Origin of the sequence: Actinomadura bangladeshensis (assembly GCF_004348335.1) — a bacterium.
Taxonomy (GTDB): domain Bacteria; phylum Actinomycetota; class Actinomycetes; order Streptosporangiales; family Streptosporangiaceae; genus Spirillospora; species Spirillospora bangladeshensis.
Window position 1 is genome coordinate 1 of the sequence record NZ_SMJW01000181.1, and the last position, 16,779, is coordinate 16,779.

General features: G+C 70.8%; 16 protein-coding genes. 11 read left to right on the plus strand and 5 right to left on the minus strand.

The window, feature by feature from the left end; genetic code table 11:
• Together E1284_RS28360 and E1284_RS28365 are read left to right on the plus strand one after the other, a co-directional pair.
• The coding region (locus E1284_RS28360) for an RNA-guided endonuclease InsQ/TnpB family protein (protein ID WP_131943213.1) at positions 1-780 on the plus strand (780 nt) is incomplete at its 5' end.
• Positions 781-1,036: 256 nt separating this feature from the next.
• Positions 1,037-1,345 (plus strand): hypothetical protein, encoded by a 309-nt coding sequence (locus E1284_RS28365; protein ID WP_131943214.1) that lies wholly within the window; start codon positions 1,037-1,039, stop codon positions 1,343-1,345.
• 218 nt (positions 1,346-1,563) lie between these two features.
• On the opposite strand, the gene E1284_RS28370 is transcribed toward E1284_RS28365, so the two are convergent.
• Positions 1,564-1,935, minus strand: coding sequence for a winged helix-turn-helix transcriptional regulator (locus tag E1284_RS28370; protein WP_131943215.1), 372 nt, complete (start codon positions 1,933-1,935; stop codon positions 1,564-1,566).
• A 76-nt stretch (positions 1,936-2,011) separates the two neighbouring features.
• Between E1284_RS28370 and E1284_RS28375 the strand changes: the two genes are divergently transcribed.
• The 3 genes from E1284_RS28375 to E1284_RS28385 all read left to right on the plus strand — a co-directional run bounded on the left by E1284_RS28375 (position 2,012) and on the right by E1284_RS28385 (position 5,867).
• Positions 2,012-2,422 (plus strand): RidA family protein, encoded by a 411-nt coding sequence (locus tag E1284_RS28375; RefSeq protein ID WP_131943216.1) that lies wholly within the window; start codon positions 2,012-2,014, stop codon positions 2,420-2,422.
• A 155-nt stretch (positions 2,423-2,577) separates the two neighbouring features.
• Positions 2,578-4,647, plus strand: a complete 2,070-nt coding sequence (locus tag E1284_RS28380; RefSeq protein WP_131943217.1) for an McrB family protein — start codon at positions 2,578-2,580, stop codon at positions 4,645-4,647.
• Complete coding sequence (locus E1284_RS28385; RefSeq protein ID WP_131943218.1) at positions 4,644-5,867, plus strand: McrC family protein; 1,224 nt, start codon at positions 4,644-4,646, stop codon at positions 5,865-5,867. Before E1284_RS28380 ends, E1284_RS28385 begins: the two co-directional genes overlap by 4 nt.
• A gap of 36 nt (positions 5,868-5,903) precedes the next feature.
• Here E1284_RS28385 and E1284_RS28390 read toward each other — a convergent pair whose 3' ends face one another.
• Entirely contained in the window at positions 5,904-6,845 is a 942-nt protein-coding gene (locus tag E1284_RS28390) for a hypothetical protein (protein ID WP_131943219.1), read from the minus strand.
• A gap of 365 nt (positions 6,846-7,210) precedes the next feature.
• On the opposite strand from E1284_RS28390, the gene E1284_RS28395 reads away from it, so the two are divergent.
• Positions 7,211-7,624: an ATP-binding protein gene (locus E1284_RS28395; protein ID WP_131943220.1), complete on the plus strand. Its 414-nt coding sequence runs from the start codon at positions 7,211-7,213 to the stop codon at positions 7,622-7,624.
• Positions 7,621-8,187 carry a hypothetical protein gene (locus E1284_RS28400; RefSeq protein WP_131943221.1) on the plus strand — a complete coding sequence of 189 codons (567 nt, stop codon included), beginning with the start codon at positions 7,621-7,623 and terminating at the stop codon, positions 8,185-8,187. Before E1284_RS28395 ends, E1284_RS28400 begins: the two co-directional genes overlap by 4 nt.
• 326 nt (positions 8,188-8,513) lie before the next feature.
• Here the strand turns inward: E1284_RS28400 and E1284_RS28405 are convergent, their stop codons facing one another.
• A complete protein-coding gene (locus E1284_RS28405) occupies positions 8,514-9,377 on the minus strand; it encodes a helix-turn-helix domain-containing protein (RefSeq protein ID WP_131943222.1) in 864 nt (287 codons plus the stop codon).
• Positions 9,378-9,510: 133 nt separating this feature from the next.
• Here E1284_RS28405 and E1284_RS28410 point away from each other — a divergent pair, with 133 nt between their 5' ends.
• The 3 genes from E1284_RS28410 to E1284_RS28420 all read left to right on the plus strand — a co-directional run bounded on the left by E1284_RS28410 (position 9,511) and on the right by E1284_RS28420 (position 12,210).
• A complete protein-coding gene (locus E1284_RS28410) occupies positions 9,511-10,533 on the plus strand; it encodes a zinc-dependent alcohol dehydrogenase family protein (protein ID WP_131943223.1) in 1,023 nt (340 codons plus the stop codon).
• 48 nt (positions 10,534-10,581) lie between these two features.
• Positions 10,582-11,427: an alpha/beta fold hydrolase gene (locus E1284_RS28415; protein ID WP_131943224.1), complete on the plus strand. Its 846-nt coding sequence runs from the start codon at positions 10,582-10,584 to the stop codon at positions 11,425-11,427.
• Positions 11,428-11,793: 366 nt separating this feature from the next.
• Positions 11,794-12,210 (plus strand): DUF5980 family protein, encoded by a 417-nt coding sequence (locus E1284_RS28420; protein WP_131943225.1) that lies wholly within the window; start codon positions 11,794-11,796, stop codon positions 12,208-12,210.
• A gap of 197 nt (positions 12,211-12,407) precedes the next feature.
• On the opposite strand, the gene E1284_RS28425 is transcribed toward E1284_RS28420, so the two are convergent.
• Positions 12,408-12,971: a snapalysin family zinc-dependent metalloprotease gene (locus E1284_RS28425; protein ID WP_131943226.1), complete on the minus strand. Its 564-nt coding sequence runs from the start codon at positions 12,969-12,971 to the stop codon at positions 12,408-12,410.
• Between the two features lie 284 nt (positions 12,972-13,255).
• Positions 13,256-15,394, minus strand: coding sequence for a beta-glucosidase (locus tag E1284_RS28430; protein WP_165965462.1), 2,139 nt, complete (start codon positions 15,392-15,394; stop codon positions 13,256-13,258).
• Between the two features lie 471 nt (positions 15,395-15,865).
• Between E1284_RS28430 and E1284_RS28440 the strand changes: the two genes are divergently transcribed.
• Positions 15,866-16,779: RNA polymerase sigma factor (locus tag E1284_RS28440; protein WP_207923994.1), on the plus strand; the 914-nt coding region annotated here is incomplete at its 3' end.

The window sequence follows — 16,779 nt, forward strand, 5'->3', positions numbered from 1 at the left end:
CGCCCCGTCCCGCCCGGGGTGAAGTCGTTCCGCGTGACCCGCGACCGCGCCGGACGCTGGCACGTCGCATTCGCTGCCATCCCCGACCCCATTCCCGCGCCCGGCAACGGTGCGGCAGTCGGCGTCGACCGGGGCGTGGCCGTCAGCGCCGCACTGTCCACCGGCCAGACCTGTACCGTGCCGGGCCTGACACCGGGGGAGGCCGAGCGCCTGAAGCGGCTGCTGCGCCGCCTGGCCCGCGCAGAACGGGGGTCGAACCGGCGTGCCCGCGTCAAGGCCGCCATAGCCCGGCTGAAGGCGCGTGAGGCCGACCGGCGCAAGGACTGGGTGGAGAAGACCTCGACGGATCTGGCGCGCCGCTTCGACGTCATCGCCGTCGAGGACTTGAACGTGCGGGGCATGACCCGCTCCGCCAAAGGCACCCTTGAGGCCCCCGGCGTCAATGTCCGGCAGAAGGCCGGGCTCAACCGGGGCATCCTGGCCGCCGGGTGGGGGCGGCTCGTGACCCGCCTGGAGCACAAGGCGCCCGGACGGGTCGTCAAGGTCGACCCGGCGTACACGTCGCAGACCTGTCATGCGTGCGGGCACCGCGCCCGGGACAACCGCGAGAGCCAAGCGGTGTTCCGGTGCACGGCCTGCGGGCACCGGGCCAACGCCGACGTCAACGCCGCCCGCAACATCAAGGACACCGCCGTGGGACGCACGGTGGCCGCGCGGGGAGGCGGGGCGGCAGCCCGGCCGGTGAACCGCGAACCCCCACCTGCTCTCCTCCCTGCGTAGGGGACGGGCTGAAATCCCCCGCATGTAGGCGGGGGAGGACGTCAACCACACACCCGACCAGCGGTGGCTCATCGTCCACAACCGCGAGGAACTCGTCGCCGCGGCGGTCGTCCTCTCGCAGAGTTCGGAATCCGCGCTGGGGTCGGCGCCGGCGAAGGAGTGCGCGAAGCTCGGAGGGAAACCGCTGCCGGAACGGATCGACAGCGTTGCCTACGATGGCCGGGCCGGACGAGTCACGGCGGTCGCCCCCGACGCGGTGGCGGTCGGGTACGGCTTCGCCGGCACCGGCCCGGCTCCCTTCTACTCGGCCGGAGCGCTCGGCACCGACAAGGACTTCACCGCGAAACTCACCGCCCGTGACCTCGTCCAGCATGCTCACGTGCAAGACGGACAGATCCGGCTGGGTGCGGCGATCTGCCTTGCCGACAACGCGCCGGTTCCGAAGTCGCTGACCGCCCTGCGCATCACGCTGAAGGGGGGCAAGGTGGTCAAGTCGGTGCCGGAGACGATCCCACCGGACATGCGCCCCCGCTTGGCCCAGATCGCGTGCAACAGCGCCGGATGAACCCGAGATGACAGCTCCGGGTCGAAGGAGCCGCCCAGCCTCTACCCGGCGGGCGCTCCAGGGCGACTCCTCGCGCTGCCGGAGACCTCCACGGCACTGCCCGGGCGGCTGGTCGCCCCCGGCTCCCTCCACGCGGCGCCGGGCGCAGGGACCGGTCCGCCCCGGGCGGATAGAGGCGGTAGGTGCAGCGGCCGTTCTGGCCCCGGCTGATGCTGAGTTCAGCTTCCTGCGTCCTCTTGGGCGTCGAAGGCGTCGCGGGCGCGTTCGATGGCGGGCATGTGCGCGGAGGCCCAGGTCAGCAGGACGTCGACGGGGTCGCGGAGGGTCTTGCCGAGCGGGGTGATCCGGTAGGTGATAGCGACCGGGCGGGTGGAGGTGACCTGGCGTTCGACGACGCCGTTGCGTTCGAGCCGTCGCAAGGTGGCGGTCAGGGATTTCTGGGTGACCGCGGGGATGGCCCGGCGGAGTTCGTTGAATCGGCAGGGGCGTTCGCACAGCTCGTTGAGGACGCTGAGGGACCACTTGTCGAGGACCTGGTCGAGCAGTTCGCGGTGTGCGGCGTCAAGGCTGATCGGGGGGTCGGTATCCATGCTGAAACCTGGTTTCGTTGCAGTGTCCTTCATGCACTAAGTAGCTTAGCGATACCTAGTCAAGGAGGAACACCTCATGTCCGTCCAGTACCTCACTCCCGAAGGCATGCTGCAGCCCACCCCCTACCACCATGTGGCCGTGGGCACCGGGACCCGGCACGTGCACGTCAGCGGGCAGGTCGCCCGGCAGGCCGACGGCGCCCCGGTCGCTCCGGGCGACCTGGCCGGGCAGGTCGCCCACGCCCTGCGCAACACCGCGACCGGCCTGGCGGGAGCGGGCGCGACGTTCGACAACGTGCTGCGCCTGACCTTCTATGTCACCAAGTGGAGCCCCGACAAGATCGGCGACTTCATGGCCGGCGTGGAGGCCGTCGCCGAGGAGATCGGACTGCGGCTCCCGATGCCCCCGGCGTCCCTGATCGGGGTCGACTACCTCTTCGAGGAGGACGTCCTGGTCGAAGTCGAAGCCACCGCCCTCCTCGACTGACCCCGGCCGCGACCGGAGAAGCCGATGCCCGCCCGGAGGCGCCGCCGGCCCGTCCGCCCGCCACGGCCGCGGACGGTGAGGGACAAGATCGCGCGGCCGGGCCGGAAGCGGCGAATCCCTGGCGAGACCGGTATGCGGCTGCGAACCTTGATCGGGTGACCGACCGTACCGATGCCGTCGCGGAGATGGCCTTCGCCGCCATGCGAACCCTGGTGGCCCCCGACCCGTTCGCCCCTCCGGAGGGGTTCGGCACCACCGCGCTGTACGACCGGGTCTTAGCGGCGCATCCGGACCTGGAGACACGCTGGCGTGCGCTGTCGGGCGACGACGGCTGGAAAGGTGGCTCGAGTCTCCAGTTCCGGTTCGCGACCGTCAGGCTGCAGCGGGCCGGATATATGTACAGGCACGGCAAGAAATGGTGGGCGACCGGCCTCGGGCGCGCGGCCTTGCACGAATATCCGGACCCCGCGGCGTTCTACGGGAAAGCGCGCAGCGCCTACAGCTACTGGAAGCGGAACAAGGGCCGGTTCCAAGCCGCGGTCGACTGCCTCGACGTCCTGCCGGACCGGGTGTGGGCATCGGTGGCGGACGTGGCGTCCGAGGCCGGCATCGAGACGGCCGCCCTGGTCGGGCTGCTTCGCGGCAACCGGCCGGAAGGCTGGCACCGGCTGCTCGCCGACGACGGGACCCTGCCGCGCGAAGCGCACCTCACCGAGCGGGAACGGGAGGAATGGCTCCGGCTGCTGGACGACGACTCCGTCCCCCTGGTGGACGGCTCGGCCGGCGGCCGGGCCGACGCGCACCACCGGCTGCACGCCACCGAACTCCAGATCATGGCCGTCCCGGACGGCGACGAGGAGACCCGGTCCCGCCGCGCGTGGCTCGTCCGGGCGCCGGACGAGCTGATCCTCGACCTGTGGCTGGCCGAGGGAGTGTGCTCACTGCCGGCGTCCCGGCTGCGCGACCTGCCGCCCGGGGCGTCCCGTGAGGACGTCGAGGAAGCGGTGCGGGACGACTACTCCGGTGCCGGGACGCAGGATCGGTCGCGGCTGACCGCCGCGTTCCACGCCTTCCTCTCCCGCATGGGAGAGAACGACATCGTCGTCACCAACAACGGCAGCGACATCTACCTCGGGGAGATCGCGGGACCTCCGTCCTTCGTCAGCAGTGTGGGAGAGCGCGCCAACCTGCAGCGCGCCGTGGAATGGCGCAACACCGACCGGCCCATCGACTACGACGACCTTCCGGACGAGTTCTCCGTCCTGGTCGGCAACCCCGACACCGACATCGTCGAGCTGACCATGTTCGTGCCGGAACTCGAGAAGCTGCTCGGTGAGCACGTCGAAGTGGCCGAGCGGACGATGCGCGTCCCCGACGCGACCGACGATCTCGCAGCGAAGCTGCTCATCGGCCGGGAATGGCTGCAGGAATGCGTGGAGCTGCTGCGCGAGCGGCCGCAGCTCATCTTCTACGGGCCGCCCGGCACCGGGAAGACCTACCTGGCGCGGCGGCTCGCCCGCCACCTCACCTCCGGACGGCCGGAATGCGTCCAGCTCGTCCAGTTCCACCCCGCCTACTCCTACGAGGACTTCTTCGAGGGCTACCGGCCGGCGAAGTCCGAAGACGGGACGATCTCGTTCGATCTCGTGCGCGGGCCGTTCCGGCGGCTGGTCAGCGCGGCGCTCGCCCATCCCGGACGCCCCTACGTCCTGATCATCGACGAGATCAACCGCGGCAACCTCGCGAAGATCTTCGGAGAGCTGTACTTCCTGCTGGAGTACCGGGGCGAACCCGTCAACCTGCTCTACGGTTCCGAAGGCGACCAGGGCTTCACGCTGCCGCGCAACGTCATCATCATCGGCACGATGAACACCGCCGACCGCTCCATCGCCCTCGTGGACGCGGCCATGCGGCGCCGCTTCTGGTTCGTCGAACTGCACCCGGACGAGCCGCCGACGAGCGAGATCCTCTCGCGGTGGCTGCGGAGGGAGGAGCTGGGCGACGAGCCTGCGCGGCTGCTCGCGGAGCTCAACGGCCGCATCGACGACCGCGACTTCAAGATCGGCCCCTCCTACCTGATGCGGGAGAGCGCCGCCACCGAGGACGGCCTCGCGCGGATCTGGCGGACGCAGATCCTGCCGCTCCTGGAGGAGCACCATTACGGCGACGGCACCGACGTCCAGGCAAGGTACGGTCTGGACGCGCTGCGGCGGCGACTGACGTGACCGTCCTCCACCTGGGCGAGAGCGACCCCTGGACGGAGCACGAACTCACGGCGGAGCAGGCGGCGATCCTGGCCGCCACAGACCTGGTGCGCATCGCGCCCGGTCCCCGCGCCGGGCTTTGGAGGCTGCGCGACAACGGCCTGGTCGGCGGCGCCCGGATCGGCCCCCCGCATGGCCGGGTGGAGATGCGCGTCCGGCCGAAGACGCCGATCGACCGCCTGCTCCACCTTCTCGGCTACGCGCGGAAGGCGCGCGGCTGGAGGCGGGAGGAGGTCGACGCCGGGGAGCGGACCGAGCTGCTGCCCGCGCTCGCCCACGCGTTCGCGCGTGCCGCCGAACGGGCCCTGGGCCAGGGTGTCCTCCTCGGGTACCGGGAGACGGAGGAGGCGCTGCCGGTCGTGCGCGGCCGCATCCGCGTCAAGGAGCAGATCCAGCGGCGGCACGGATTTCCGGTGCCGGTCGAGGTGCGCTACGACGACTACACCGTCGACATCCCCGAGAACCGGCTCCTGCTCGCCGCGACTCACCGGCTGCTGCGCCTGCCGGGCGTGCCGTCCGGCACCCGCAGGCTGCTGCGCCACCTGCCGCTGAGGCTGGACGGCGTGGAACGGCTCGTCCCCGGCCGCCCGCTGCCGGCCTGGACACCGTCCCGGCTCAATACCCGCTACCACACCGCCCTCGGCATCGCCGACCTCGTGCTGCGCGGCGCCTCCTACGAACTCGGTGACGGCACCAGCGTTCGGGTGGACGGGCTGATGCTGGAGATGTGGCGGGTCTTCGAGGATTTCGTCTGCGTCGCCCTCGGCGAAGCGCTCCGGCCGTACGGCGGGACGGTGCGGCTCCAGGACGAGCGCCACCATCTCGACACCGCACATCGCGTGCGGCTCCGCCCCGACCTCCTCCTCTCCACTGCCGACGGGCGCCCTCTGGCCGTTGTGGACGCCAAGTACAAGACCGGGGACACGCCGCAGCAGGACCTGTATCAGATGCTCGCCTACTGCACGGCGATGAGGCTCCGCCGCGCCTACCTGGTGTACGCGTCCAAGACTGAGACGCATACCCACGTCATCACCGGTACCGAGGACGTCCAGATCGTGGAGACGACGCTCGATTTGTCGGCGCCGCCCGAAGATCTCCGCGAACAAGTCGCCGCGCTCGCCCGCCAGATCGTCGCGGACGAGGCGGGCCGCCCGGTCACGATCGCCGCAGTTGCTCCATGACCCCGGGCGGGACGGGCACGGACGGGGCCGGGCGGCTCAGGACGGACGGTGCCCCGGGGTGTCCGGTGGCCACTTGCCGCGGGTGGTCATCAGGTACAGGCCGCTGAGCCACACGGGGTCGGTCTTCGGCACCACGCGGATCGAGACCGGGACGGTGCCGGTCCGGCGGGTGGGCAGCACCCCCGGCTCGGCGACCCGGTCCAGGTAGGCGAGGCCCTCCCACAGGAACGCGCGGGGCCCTGGGTCGAGATGCCCGGCCCACGCCGGCTCGGCCTCGCGGCGCAGCCAGGCATGGCAGGCCATCGCGTAGCCGAACTCGCGCTCGGTGAGGTAGCCGAGCCGTGAGAAGCCGTCGTTGCGGGCCGCGTTCAGGGTGCGCTCGTCCAGTTCGCCGAGGGGCTGGACGGAGAAACCGCGCGCCGCCTCGCCGAACCTCAACGCGGCGTTCGTGGTGAAGACACCGAATCCGAAATACACGGTGAGCAGATCGGTGAGACGTTCGTGGTCCTTGCGGTCGGCGCTGATCCGGCCCTCGCCGAGCAGCCGGACATGGCACAGTTCGTGCGCGATGACGGCGATCAGATAGGCGGCGTCGGACGCCTCCGTGACGTCCAGCCCGATGACCGTCCGGCCATTCCTGACGCTGTAGTGGCCGACCGTGCGCCGTTCCTTCCGTGTCGCCGCCGCGTCCTCGCCCGCCCGGCCGAAGAGCTCCACGGTGATCCCGGCGGGGTCGACGCCCATCAGCCCGCACACCCGCGAGACCAGCGCGCCGACCTGCTCGGGCGTCCCCGTGTACGCGGCGGACGGCAGATCAGGGCCCGGCAGGACGACGTTCCGGGCGGCCCGTTCCCGGCCGAACTCGCGGACGAACCAGGCCAGCGACGCCTCGATCCACGCCTGCTGCGGAACCCCGACCGGGCAGTCGGTGCTCGTCGCCCGCCCCCACGGCGGAGGCGTTTCCGGATCTCTGTGCATCAGTCTCCTCAATGGCCGTCTCAATGGTCGGCGTTGCGACCCAGCGGATTTTTATCACGCCTTCCATGCGTATTGCCAACATTTGCTGGACGGGCTGGCGAGAGGGCGAATCAAATGGCGTGCGTTAGAGATTTGAACGTTCGGATCTCATACGATCAGTGGGTGGGGATGTGTGGGGCGTGTGATGGAAATTCGCACGTGCGGGAATTGGGCGCGTGAGCGGTGCCCGTGCCGATCCACGTCCTGGGGGCGTCTTTGCGCGGATTCTTCGTGACCGTGCGGCGACTTCCTGTGACGATCGGTGTGCGGAGCAGGGGAGTCCCGAGCGATCCGCGATGTCCGTGCCCACGACCCGAGGTGTTCCGATGTTCCCGACGATGCTTCCGGCGCCGCTGCGGTGGCGGCGTTCCTTCCCCGGCGGGCTCGAGCAGGCCCGCGCCGTCCGCCGGTTCGCCGGCTGCCTGCTCGCCGGCTGCCCCTACCTGGACGACGTCCTGCTCGCCGCCGACGAGATGGTCGTCAACGCCTTGCGGCACACCAAGTCCGGGCAGGACGGCGGCTCCTTCACCGTCGAGATCGTCCAGGACGGCGGCCGTGTCGCGGTGTCGGTCACCGACCAGGGCGGACCGGGCGAGCCCGCCGCGCAGGAGGCGGCCGACCTCGCCGAGTCCGGGCGCGGGCTGCGGACGATCTCGCTCACCGCCGACAGCTGGGGCTGGCACGGCAACGGCGAGGGCCGCACGGTCACCGCCGTCTTCGCGGGGGAGTGGGCGGCGTGACCGAACCGGCCTCCCGGACGCACGACCAGGTGCACCGCCGCGTCCACGCCGCGATGACCGCCGCGATGCGCGCCGACGCCCACTCCATCGACGCCGCCCTCGTCCAGCACGGGCGCCTCGACCCGCACAGCCGCGAGTTCGTCGCGCAGTCGCGGCGCCTCGTCCTCGCCTGCAGTGCCGCGCTGACCTGCGTCCTGTCGGCTCACCGCCCCGGCGGCGACGGGCACGGCCGGCAGATCTGCCGGGGCTGCGGGACCCTCGACTGCCGCACCCTGCACGGCGTCGCAGACGTCCTGGCCGCCTACGGCGTCCGCCCGGCCCCGGTCGACCGAGCCGAGGCGTGGCGCCGCGCCGACGCCCACTTCGCCCGCGGCGGACGTCCCGTGCCGGTGATCGTCGAGGAGTTCGCGGACGGCTTCATCACCTGCGCGACCACGGCGCCCTCCGACGACCCGCACCCCGTTCTGATCGTCGACCGCCACACCGGCGCCCTCAGCCGCTGGCCCGCGCTGCCCCACGACCTCCTCGTCCGGGAGTACGCCGACTACCGCACTGCCCACTGACGGCGTGGACGGGCACGGCCTCGGAGTGCCGGCGTCGCGGCCGTGCCCCGCGCCCGCCACCGGCGGCGACAGCGCCTCATCGAGCAGTGGAGGCGGTTGATGTGCTGAGGCGGCAGGCATCATGCCGGCGCTGGCGTTCAGGCGCGACGAGTCTGCTGCAGTGCGTACCGCATGTCGTCCCGGCCCTTGGAGACGTTGATCTGCCTCTCCTCGACAGGGCGTTGCTCCTACTGCCTCGCTTCTTTCAAGCAATAGAGGATGTACTGGCCGAAGGCCAGGTTGACGGCCAGTGAACTTTTATTGGGGACGTGGTCGTCCCGGCCGGTTCACGTGGTGGATGCGGGCTCGGTGGCGAGGGAGCCCAGGAGCCGGAGTCGTTCGGCGGACGCCGACCCGGGCTCGGCGGTGTAGATCATGAGCATCAGGCCGGGTTCGGCGGTGACGGCGAGCTCCTCGTGGGCGAGGACGAGTTCGCCGACCTCGGGGTGGTGGAAGCGTTTGGTGCCGGTGCCGAGGATGCGCACGTCGTGGGCGCCCCACAGCCTGCGGAACGTCTCGCTCCGGGTGGAGAGTTCACCCACGAGGTCCTGAAGGCCGCGGTCGTGGGGGTCTCGTCCGGCCTCGGCACGGATGATCGCCACGCTCGTCTGCGCGAAGCGGTCCCAGTCGGGGTAGAAGTCGCGCGAGGCGGGGTCGAGGAACAGGAACCGCGCCAGGTTCGGGACGCGTCCGGCGTCGCCGATCAGCGGTGAGTAGAACGCCCGGCCGAGGGCGTTGACGGCCAGGACGTCCGTCCTCGGGTTGCGGACGAACGCGACGGCGCCGGTGATCGCTTCCAGCGCCCAGGTGAGGCTGGGGCCTACGGGGGCCTGTCGGGCCGCTCGGCGCCGCCGCCCGGACGCGGGGATGCCGTCGGCGGTGCGGGCCAGGTCGAACAGGTGCGCGCGTTCGGCGTCGTCGAGGTGCAGCGTGTCGGCGATGGCGTTCAGGACGGCGGCGGACGCACCCCGGATGGCGCCTCGCTCGAGCCGCGAGTAGTACTCCACGCTCACGCCGGCGAGCATCGCGACCTCGCTGCGGCGCAACCCGGGCACCCGGCGGCCCCGCCCGGCCGGCAGGCCCGCCTGCGCGGGGGTGACCTTGGCGCGTCGCGACATGAGGAACTCGCGCACCTGGTGACGGTTGTCCATCCACCGAGCGTACGGCGGACCGGCGCGGGCGAGGGGTGCCCTGCCAGGGAACGTCACGCCAGGGACTCTCGCGCACGCCCGTGCCGGTGTTCCCTGGAGTCGACACGCCCCGGCGAACGAAGGAGTACCGACCATGCGTGGAGCCGTCATGCACGCCCCCGGCGACGTCCGGATCGAGGAGCGCGCGGACCCGCGGATCCTGGAGCCGACCGACGCGATCGTCCGGACGAGCGCGACCTGCGTCTGCGGGACCGACATGTGGGCCTATCGCGGCGCGGACAAGAGCGAGGGCCCCAGACCGATGGGCCACGAGTACGTCGGCGTCGTCGAGCAGGTCGGCGGTGCGGTGCGCAACATCGAGGTCGGTGACTTCGTCGTCGGCTCGTTCTTCGCCTCGGACAACACCTGTGAGAGCTGCCGGGCCGGGTACCAGTCCCACTGCGTCCACCGCGTGCCGATGGGGTCGATCGGCGCACAGGCCGAACTCGTCCGGGTCCCGCTGGCGGATGGCACGCTCGTGGCCACACCGGGCGCGCCCGAAGCCGCCCTGGTCCCTTCGCTGCTGGCCGCGTCCGACGTGCTGGGCACCGGCTGGTTCGCCGCCGGGGCCGCCGAAGCCGGCCCCGGCAAGACCGTCGCCGTGGTCGGCGACGGTGCCGTCGGCCTGCTGGCCGTCCTGGCCGCCAGGCAGCGAGGCGCCGAGCGCGTCATCGCCTTCAGCCGCCACCGCGCCCGGCAGGCCCTGGCCCGCCGGTTCGGCGCCACCGACATCGTCGAAGAGCGCGGCGACGCCGGTGTGGCCCGGATCAAAAAGCTCACCGGCGGGTACGGTGCGCACTCGGTCATCGAGGCGGTCGGTACTCGGGAGTCCATGCGGCAGGCCATCGGTGCCACCCGTCCGGGCGGCCACGTCGGCTACGTCGGCGTCGCGCACGACGTCCAACTCGACGGGCGCGAACTGTTCTTCTCCGGAGTGCACCTGCACGGCGGCCCCGCCCCCGTACGCCGGTTCCTGCCCGAGCTGATCCAGCTAATCTGGGACCGGACCATCGACCCCGGCGCGGTCTTCGACCTCACCCTGCCCCTCGACCAGGCCGCCGAGGGCTATCAGGCCATGGACGAGCGCCGCGCCACCAAGGTGCTGCTCACCGTCTGACCGACCAGCCGAGAACGACCACCTTGTAACTGCCACCAGGGAGAATCGATGCCCCCCACCTCCACGCTGGTATTCGTTCACGGTTTCTGGCACGGCTCATGGTGCTGGAGCGAAGTCATCCCCCGTGTGATAGCCGCCGGTCGTCTGGCCGTCGCGGTGGACATGGCGGGGCACGGGCTGTACGCCCGCCGTCCCCGGTGGTTCACCGGACAGCCGTACAGCCCCGAGGCAGTCGACACGGAGGTTTCGCCCGTCGCGGACGTGAGTCTCGACGACGCGGCCGCGTTGCTGACTTCGAAGATCAAGCGGATCGGTGGTGGCGAACCGGTCACCGTGGTCGCCCACAGCGCCGCGGGCCCCGTACTGACGCGAGTGGCCCAGCAGGCGCCGGAACTGGTCGCGCACGCGGCGTACCTTTCGGCCTACATGCCGGCGTCCGGCGTGCCGGCCGCGGCCTACACGCGGACGCCCGAGGCCGCAGACGATCAGGTCGCGCCATTGTTGCGGGGCGACCCGGCCCGGACGGGCGCGCTGCGGCTGGACCTCGCCACGGCCGACGCGGCCTACCGGCAGCGGCTCTACGAGGCGTTCTACGCAGACGTCGCCCCGGTCCTCGCCGACGCCGCCACGGGCCTGCTGACGCCGGACGGTCCCCTCGGCATCATGCTCGGCACCACTGCCCTGACCGACGATGGATGGGGATCGGTGCGGCGCACGTACCTCACCTGCGCACGGGACAAGGCGATCAGGCCGGCCCTGCAGGCGAGGTTCGTCGCCGAGGCCGACGCGGCCTTTCCGGACAACCCGACGTCCGTCGTCGCGCTCGACGCCTCCCACTCGCCATTCCTCTCGATACCCGACGAGTTGGCCGGCATCGTCACCTCCCTCGGCTGACGCGAAGTCGTCGTCACCCGGACCGCGACCAGGTCGGCCAAAATCCGGCGGGCATCACCGAGGGCTGGACAGAGAAACCGCGTGCCGTTTCACCGAATCTCAGCGCGGCGTTCGTGGCGAAGACACCGAATCCGAAATGCACGGTGAGCAGGTCGGTGAGGCGCTCGTGGACGTCTCAGAGGTCGGTGTTCCCAGGACGGTGCCACGTCGGGAGCGTCAGCACTTTTGTCCCGTCACCACAATGTGTCAGACCTCTTGTTCGGCGCCAATGCAATGTGTGAAAGCTCCTTGCTTCGCGGTCAGGCGTTCACAGATCATCATCAAGGAGGGGGGACCTGATCCGAACACCACTTCAGGAGGTAACGGATGAGATCGGTCCGACACGGTGTCGGCCTCGTCGTCGGAATGCTGGCCGTGCTGGTGATGGGCCTGGCCGCGGTTCCGGCCGGTGCGACGACCTCGACCTGGACTCTGAACGACATCGGCCAGAGGTTCTGTGTCCCCGGTGGAGGCACGCAGAGCTACCTGCTGGTACAGGTGAGCGGGACGTGGACGACCACCCTCACGTACGGGGTCAGGAAGCTGCCGCCCGGTTCGTCCAGCACCGAGGGGACGATTCAACCCGGTAGCAACGATACGCACATCATCAACGGCTTCATCGGGGTCACGTACGCCGCCGCCCCCGTCGGCGACTATCACGCCGAGGTGTGGGCGACTGACGGCAAGGTCACCCAGACGGCACCGGTGCTGCTCCGCTACGGCGAGGGCTACGCCTGCTGGTGATTCGTCGCCCCTGAGACCCGGGGGCGAGCTTCGGAGGCCGGCCCGGTGGTGCGCGCCGCACAGCGCGCACCCCCAGGCCGCCTCGCGAGATGACGTACGCCCGGAGACTTCGCCGGCAGTGGCGGCATTACCGCGGCCGTGGCCGGTGTGCCGCGCCGGGTTTCGCTGGCCAGGGCGATGTCGGCGAGTCCGCCTCATCAGAATATGAAGCAGTCCGCGTACTGGAGTTGCCGGGCGGTGGCGAGTGCCGGGACGCGGGCGCCTGCGTTGCGGGTGACCTGTGCTGCTTCGGTCGAGTGCGGGGTGGTGCTCGTGCAGGAGACCGGCGAGCTGTGGCCCGACATCAGGTAGTCGCAGCGTCCGTTGCGGTTGTCGGGCAGGCCGAGGGCGTGGCCGAGTTCGTGCGCGGCGATCCTCGGCGGGTAGAAGCCGTCGTTGACCGCCTCGCGGCCCATGTAGATGACGGCCCGGCCGAAGCCGTACATGTAGGTGCGCGGCCAGCCGTTGTCGGCGTACACCTTGACGGTGGCCTGTGACCCGGACGCGGGCACCAGCCGGATCGCCGGCACGGCGGCGTTCCATGCGGCGGCGCCTTCGTCGACGGCCGCCCTGAACTCCTGGGCGCCGCCGGCGTCGTAGTAGATCGTCCGGACGGCGGCCGCGGCCGGGGGCGAGGCGGATGCGGGGACGGCGGCCAGCGCGGGCACGAGGAACGCCATACCGAGGGCGATGGCCAATGCAGCCGTGATCTTTCGGAACATGGGGAGACTCCTGCGGGGTGGGGGCGGCCGCCCGGGGCTCCGACGTCCTTCAAAGTGCCGTCCTGAGGCCCGGACGGGCGTATGGGCGGCCGGTCGACTACGGGAACCGCATGCTCATAGGCATGTCGTGTCGAATTAACCTCCTCGGGGGCCGTCTCCCCGGAGGCTAGTTGAGAGGACTGCTTCTCTCTATGAGACAACGGCGGTTAGAAGTTCAATGTTGATTTCAAGGAGTATAGAATTCTGCCTAATCCCCGTCTGGAATCTGCCCCACAGGACGGCGATCAGCAGAGGGCGGTGGTCTGGGTTATGGCTCGGGACGAGGTGCCCACCATCACCTTCGTGCAGCCGGACGCCTTCCGCCAGGACGACCTGGTCTCGTCCCAGTAGGAGAAGGCGCGGGCGTCCAAGGGGAAGGTCACCCGAGCGGACTGGCCCGGCGACAGCGCCAGCTTTGTGAAGCCCTTCAGCTGCTTGGGCGGCTGCGGCGCCTTCTTGGTGCCGGGCAGGCCGAGGTACAACTGCGGGACGGCGTAGCCGCTACGCCCGCCCGTGTTCGTGACGGTGACGCTGACGCCCGTCCGAGTGGCTTTCACGCCCGACAGCCTGAACGTCGTGTAGGAGAGGCCGTGGCCGAACGGAAACGCCGGGATAAGGCCCTTCTTGTCGTAATGGCGGTAACCGATGAATACCCCTTCGCTGTAAACGGCGTTGCCGAGCACGCCGGGATACTGGGACGGGTTTCCGGCGGCGGGGGCGTCGGCGGCGCGGGCGGGGAAGGTGACCGGCAGGCGTCCGCCCGGATCGACGTCCCCGTACAGGACGCGGGCGATGGCGGTGCCGCCGTGCCCCCCGGAGTACCAAGCCTGGACGATGCCCCGCACCTTGGACGCCCACGGGATCAGTACCGGGCCACCGGTCTGCATCACCACGACGGTGTTGGGATTGGCCTTCGCGACCGTTTCGATCAGCTTGTCCTGGTTGCCGAGCGCCGTGTCGTTGGCCGCGCCGCACGCCAGGGTCAGGCAGGCGAGGTCTCCGTCCTCGGCGCGGGCGTCCGCGACGACCACGACGGCGACCTCGGCGGCGCCGGCCGTGCGTGCGGCGGAGGCCAGGTCCGCGCCATCGTCGAAGGTGACCGCGTCGGCGCCGCCGCGGGCGGTGATGCCCTGCCGCGCGGTGATGGTCGACGCAGGCCTGACGTGCATCGAGCCGATGCCGGAGCGGAACTGGTCGGCCGCCTTGCCGATGACCGCCACCTTCGCGCCCGTCTTCAGCGGCAGGACGCCGCCGGTGTTCCGCAGCAGGGTGATGCCCTGCTCGGACAGCTTCTGGGCCTCGGCGGCGTGCCCGGCGTAGTCGATCTGCATGTCGGCGGGACGCTTCGGCTGGTCGAACATGCCGTAGGCGAACATCGCCCGGAAACGGGTGGTGAGGCTGCGATCGATGTCGGCCCATGTGATCTTGCCGGTGAACAGCGCGGCGCGCAGTGCGAGCGGGGTGTAGAAGACGCCGATGGGCATCTCCAGGTCGAGACCCGCCTTCACTGACTCGTGGGTGTTCTTGGTGCCGAGGAGCCAGTCGCTGACGACGAAGCCCTCGAAGCCCCACTGCTTGCGGAGCACGCCGTCCAGCAGCGCGGCGTTCGAGCAGCTCGGCTTCCCGTTGACCCGGTTGTAGCCGCACATCACCGAGGCCGCTTCGCCGTCCACGACCGCCGCCTCGAACGGCGGCAGGTAGATCTCCCGCAGCGCCCGCTCGGGGATGACCGCGTTGACCCAGTAGCGGTTCGCCTCCTGGTTGTTGGCGGGGAAGTGCTTCACCTGCGCCATCAGCCCGTCCTGCTGGACGGCCCGGATCCAGGACGCGCCCATGCGCGCGGACAGCAGCGGGTCCTCGCCGTAGGACTCGAACGTGCGGCCGCCCTGCGGGACGCGCATGATGTCGGTCGCCGGGCCGAGGACGACGTCGTTGCCGCGCTTGGCCGCCTCGTCGGCCACCAGGGAGCCCGCGGACGCGGCGGCGCGGGTGTCGAAGGTGGCGGCCAGCGACAGCCCGGCCGCCAGCCCGGTGTTCGGTCCCTGTTTGACGCCCATCGATCCGGCGTCCACCAGGTGCAGGTCGGGGATGCCGAGGCGGACGTTGCCGTGGACCGTTCCAGCTCGGAAGCGCGCGTCGTCGGCGGCGCGCAGTGGGCCGACCATGTCGTCCCCGGCCATCAGCGCGAGCTTCTCGCTCTCGGTCAGCGCCTTGAGCAGCAGGTTCGCGCGCCGGTCGGAGTTGAGCGAACGGTCGCACCACGGCCGGCCGGCAGAGTTCTCGCATGGTGCGGAGGTCTGCGCTGCCGAGAGGGTGATCGAACGGGCCTTCCCGTCCGAGGACAGGGCCATCGAGGCCGCCGCAGCGACCGTGGTGAGGCCCACGCCAACAGTCAGCGCAATATTCCGCTTTAGCATGAGCCGAAACTATAGAGCCAAAAATGCGACGTGACCAGATCTTGCCATATGTGCCTTTTTGCTGGTCGCAAGGCAGTGAAACGGGAATGGTCCTCCGATTTGGGTCGTACCTAAGCGGGATAAAGGGTACTTCTGAGGACGATCGAGGGCTGCTGTGCCCTCAATGGCGGGGTATCCGGACGGGCGACGGCGGTTCGGCGGCGGTTCGGCGGCGGTGAGCCCGGGCTCGGTGACCTTCGTACCCGCGGGTGAGGAGCACCGGTTCGAGGACGTGACCGAAGACCTGGCCCTGCTCGCCGTGTGCGGGCCGGCCTACGGGCCGCGGGGCGCCCGACTCGACGGCAGAGGGTGGAGAATCGGCGGGCTTGTTGTTATTCGCGGTGATCTCGGAGGTCTGCAGCAGGTACGGCGAAGACTCTCTGGAGGACGAGGATGCGTGTGGGCACGGATGTGGACGTGCTGGTCCGGGCGGCGCAGGACGGGGACGCCGACGCCCGGGACCGGCTGGTCACCGAGCATCTGCCGCTGCTCTACAACGTGGTCGGCTGGGCGCTCGGCGGCCATGCCGACGTGGACGACGTCGTCCAGGAGTCGGTGCTCCGCGCGCTCGGCGGGCTCGACGGGCTGCGCGAGCCGGCGCGGTTCCGGTCCTGGCTGGTCTCGATCGCCATGAACCAGGTGCGGCGCCGCTGGAGGTCCCAGCGCGGCCGGACGCCGCTGGATCCGCAGGCCATGGCCCAGGTCGCGGGGGCCGAGGACGACTTCGCCGAGCTGGCCGTCCTGCGGCTGGAGCTGTCGGAGCAGCGCCGGGAGATCGCCGAGGCGACGCGGTGGCTGGACGCGGACGAGCGCGAACTCCTCGCGCTGTGGTGGCTCGAGGCGTCCGGGCATCTCACCCGCAGGGAACTGGCGGACGGGCTCGGGCTGTCGGCGCCGCACGCGGCCGTCCGGGTGCAGCGGATGAAGAAGCAGCTGGCGACGTGCCGCGCCGTCGTGCGGGTGGTGAGCGGCCGGCGGTGCGGCGCGCTCGGCCCGCTGCTCGCCGGATGGGACGGACGTCCGTCGCCGCTGTGGCGCAAGCGGATCGCCAAGCACGTCCGCGACTGCCGGTCCTGCGCCGACCGCCATCGCGACCTCGCCCCGCCCGAGGCGCTGCTGGCGGGTCTGGTCATGGTGCCGCTGCCCGCCGACGCTCCCGTGCACGCCGTGCTGACCGGGGCGAACGGCCCGGCGGGCGCCTCGCTCAGCACGCCGTCGACGTCCGCTGCTGTGGGGAAGGCGTCAGCCGGCGCGGTGCGTTGGGTCGCGGGGGCGGCGGCGGCCGGGATCGCCGCCGCGGTCGTCTACTGGAC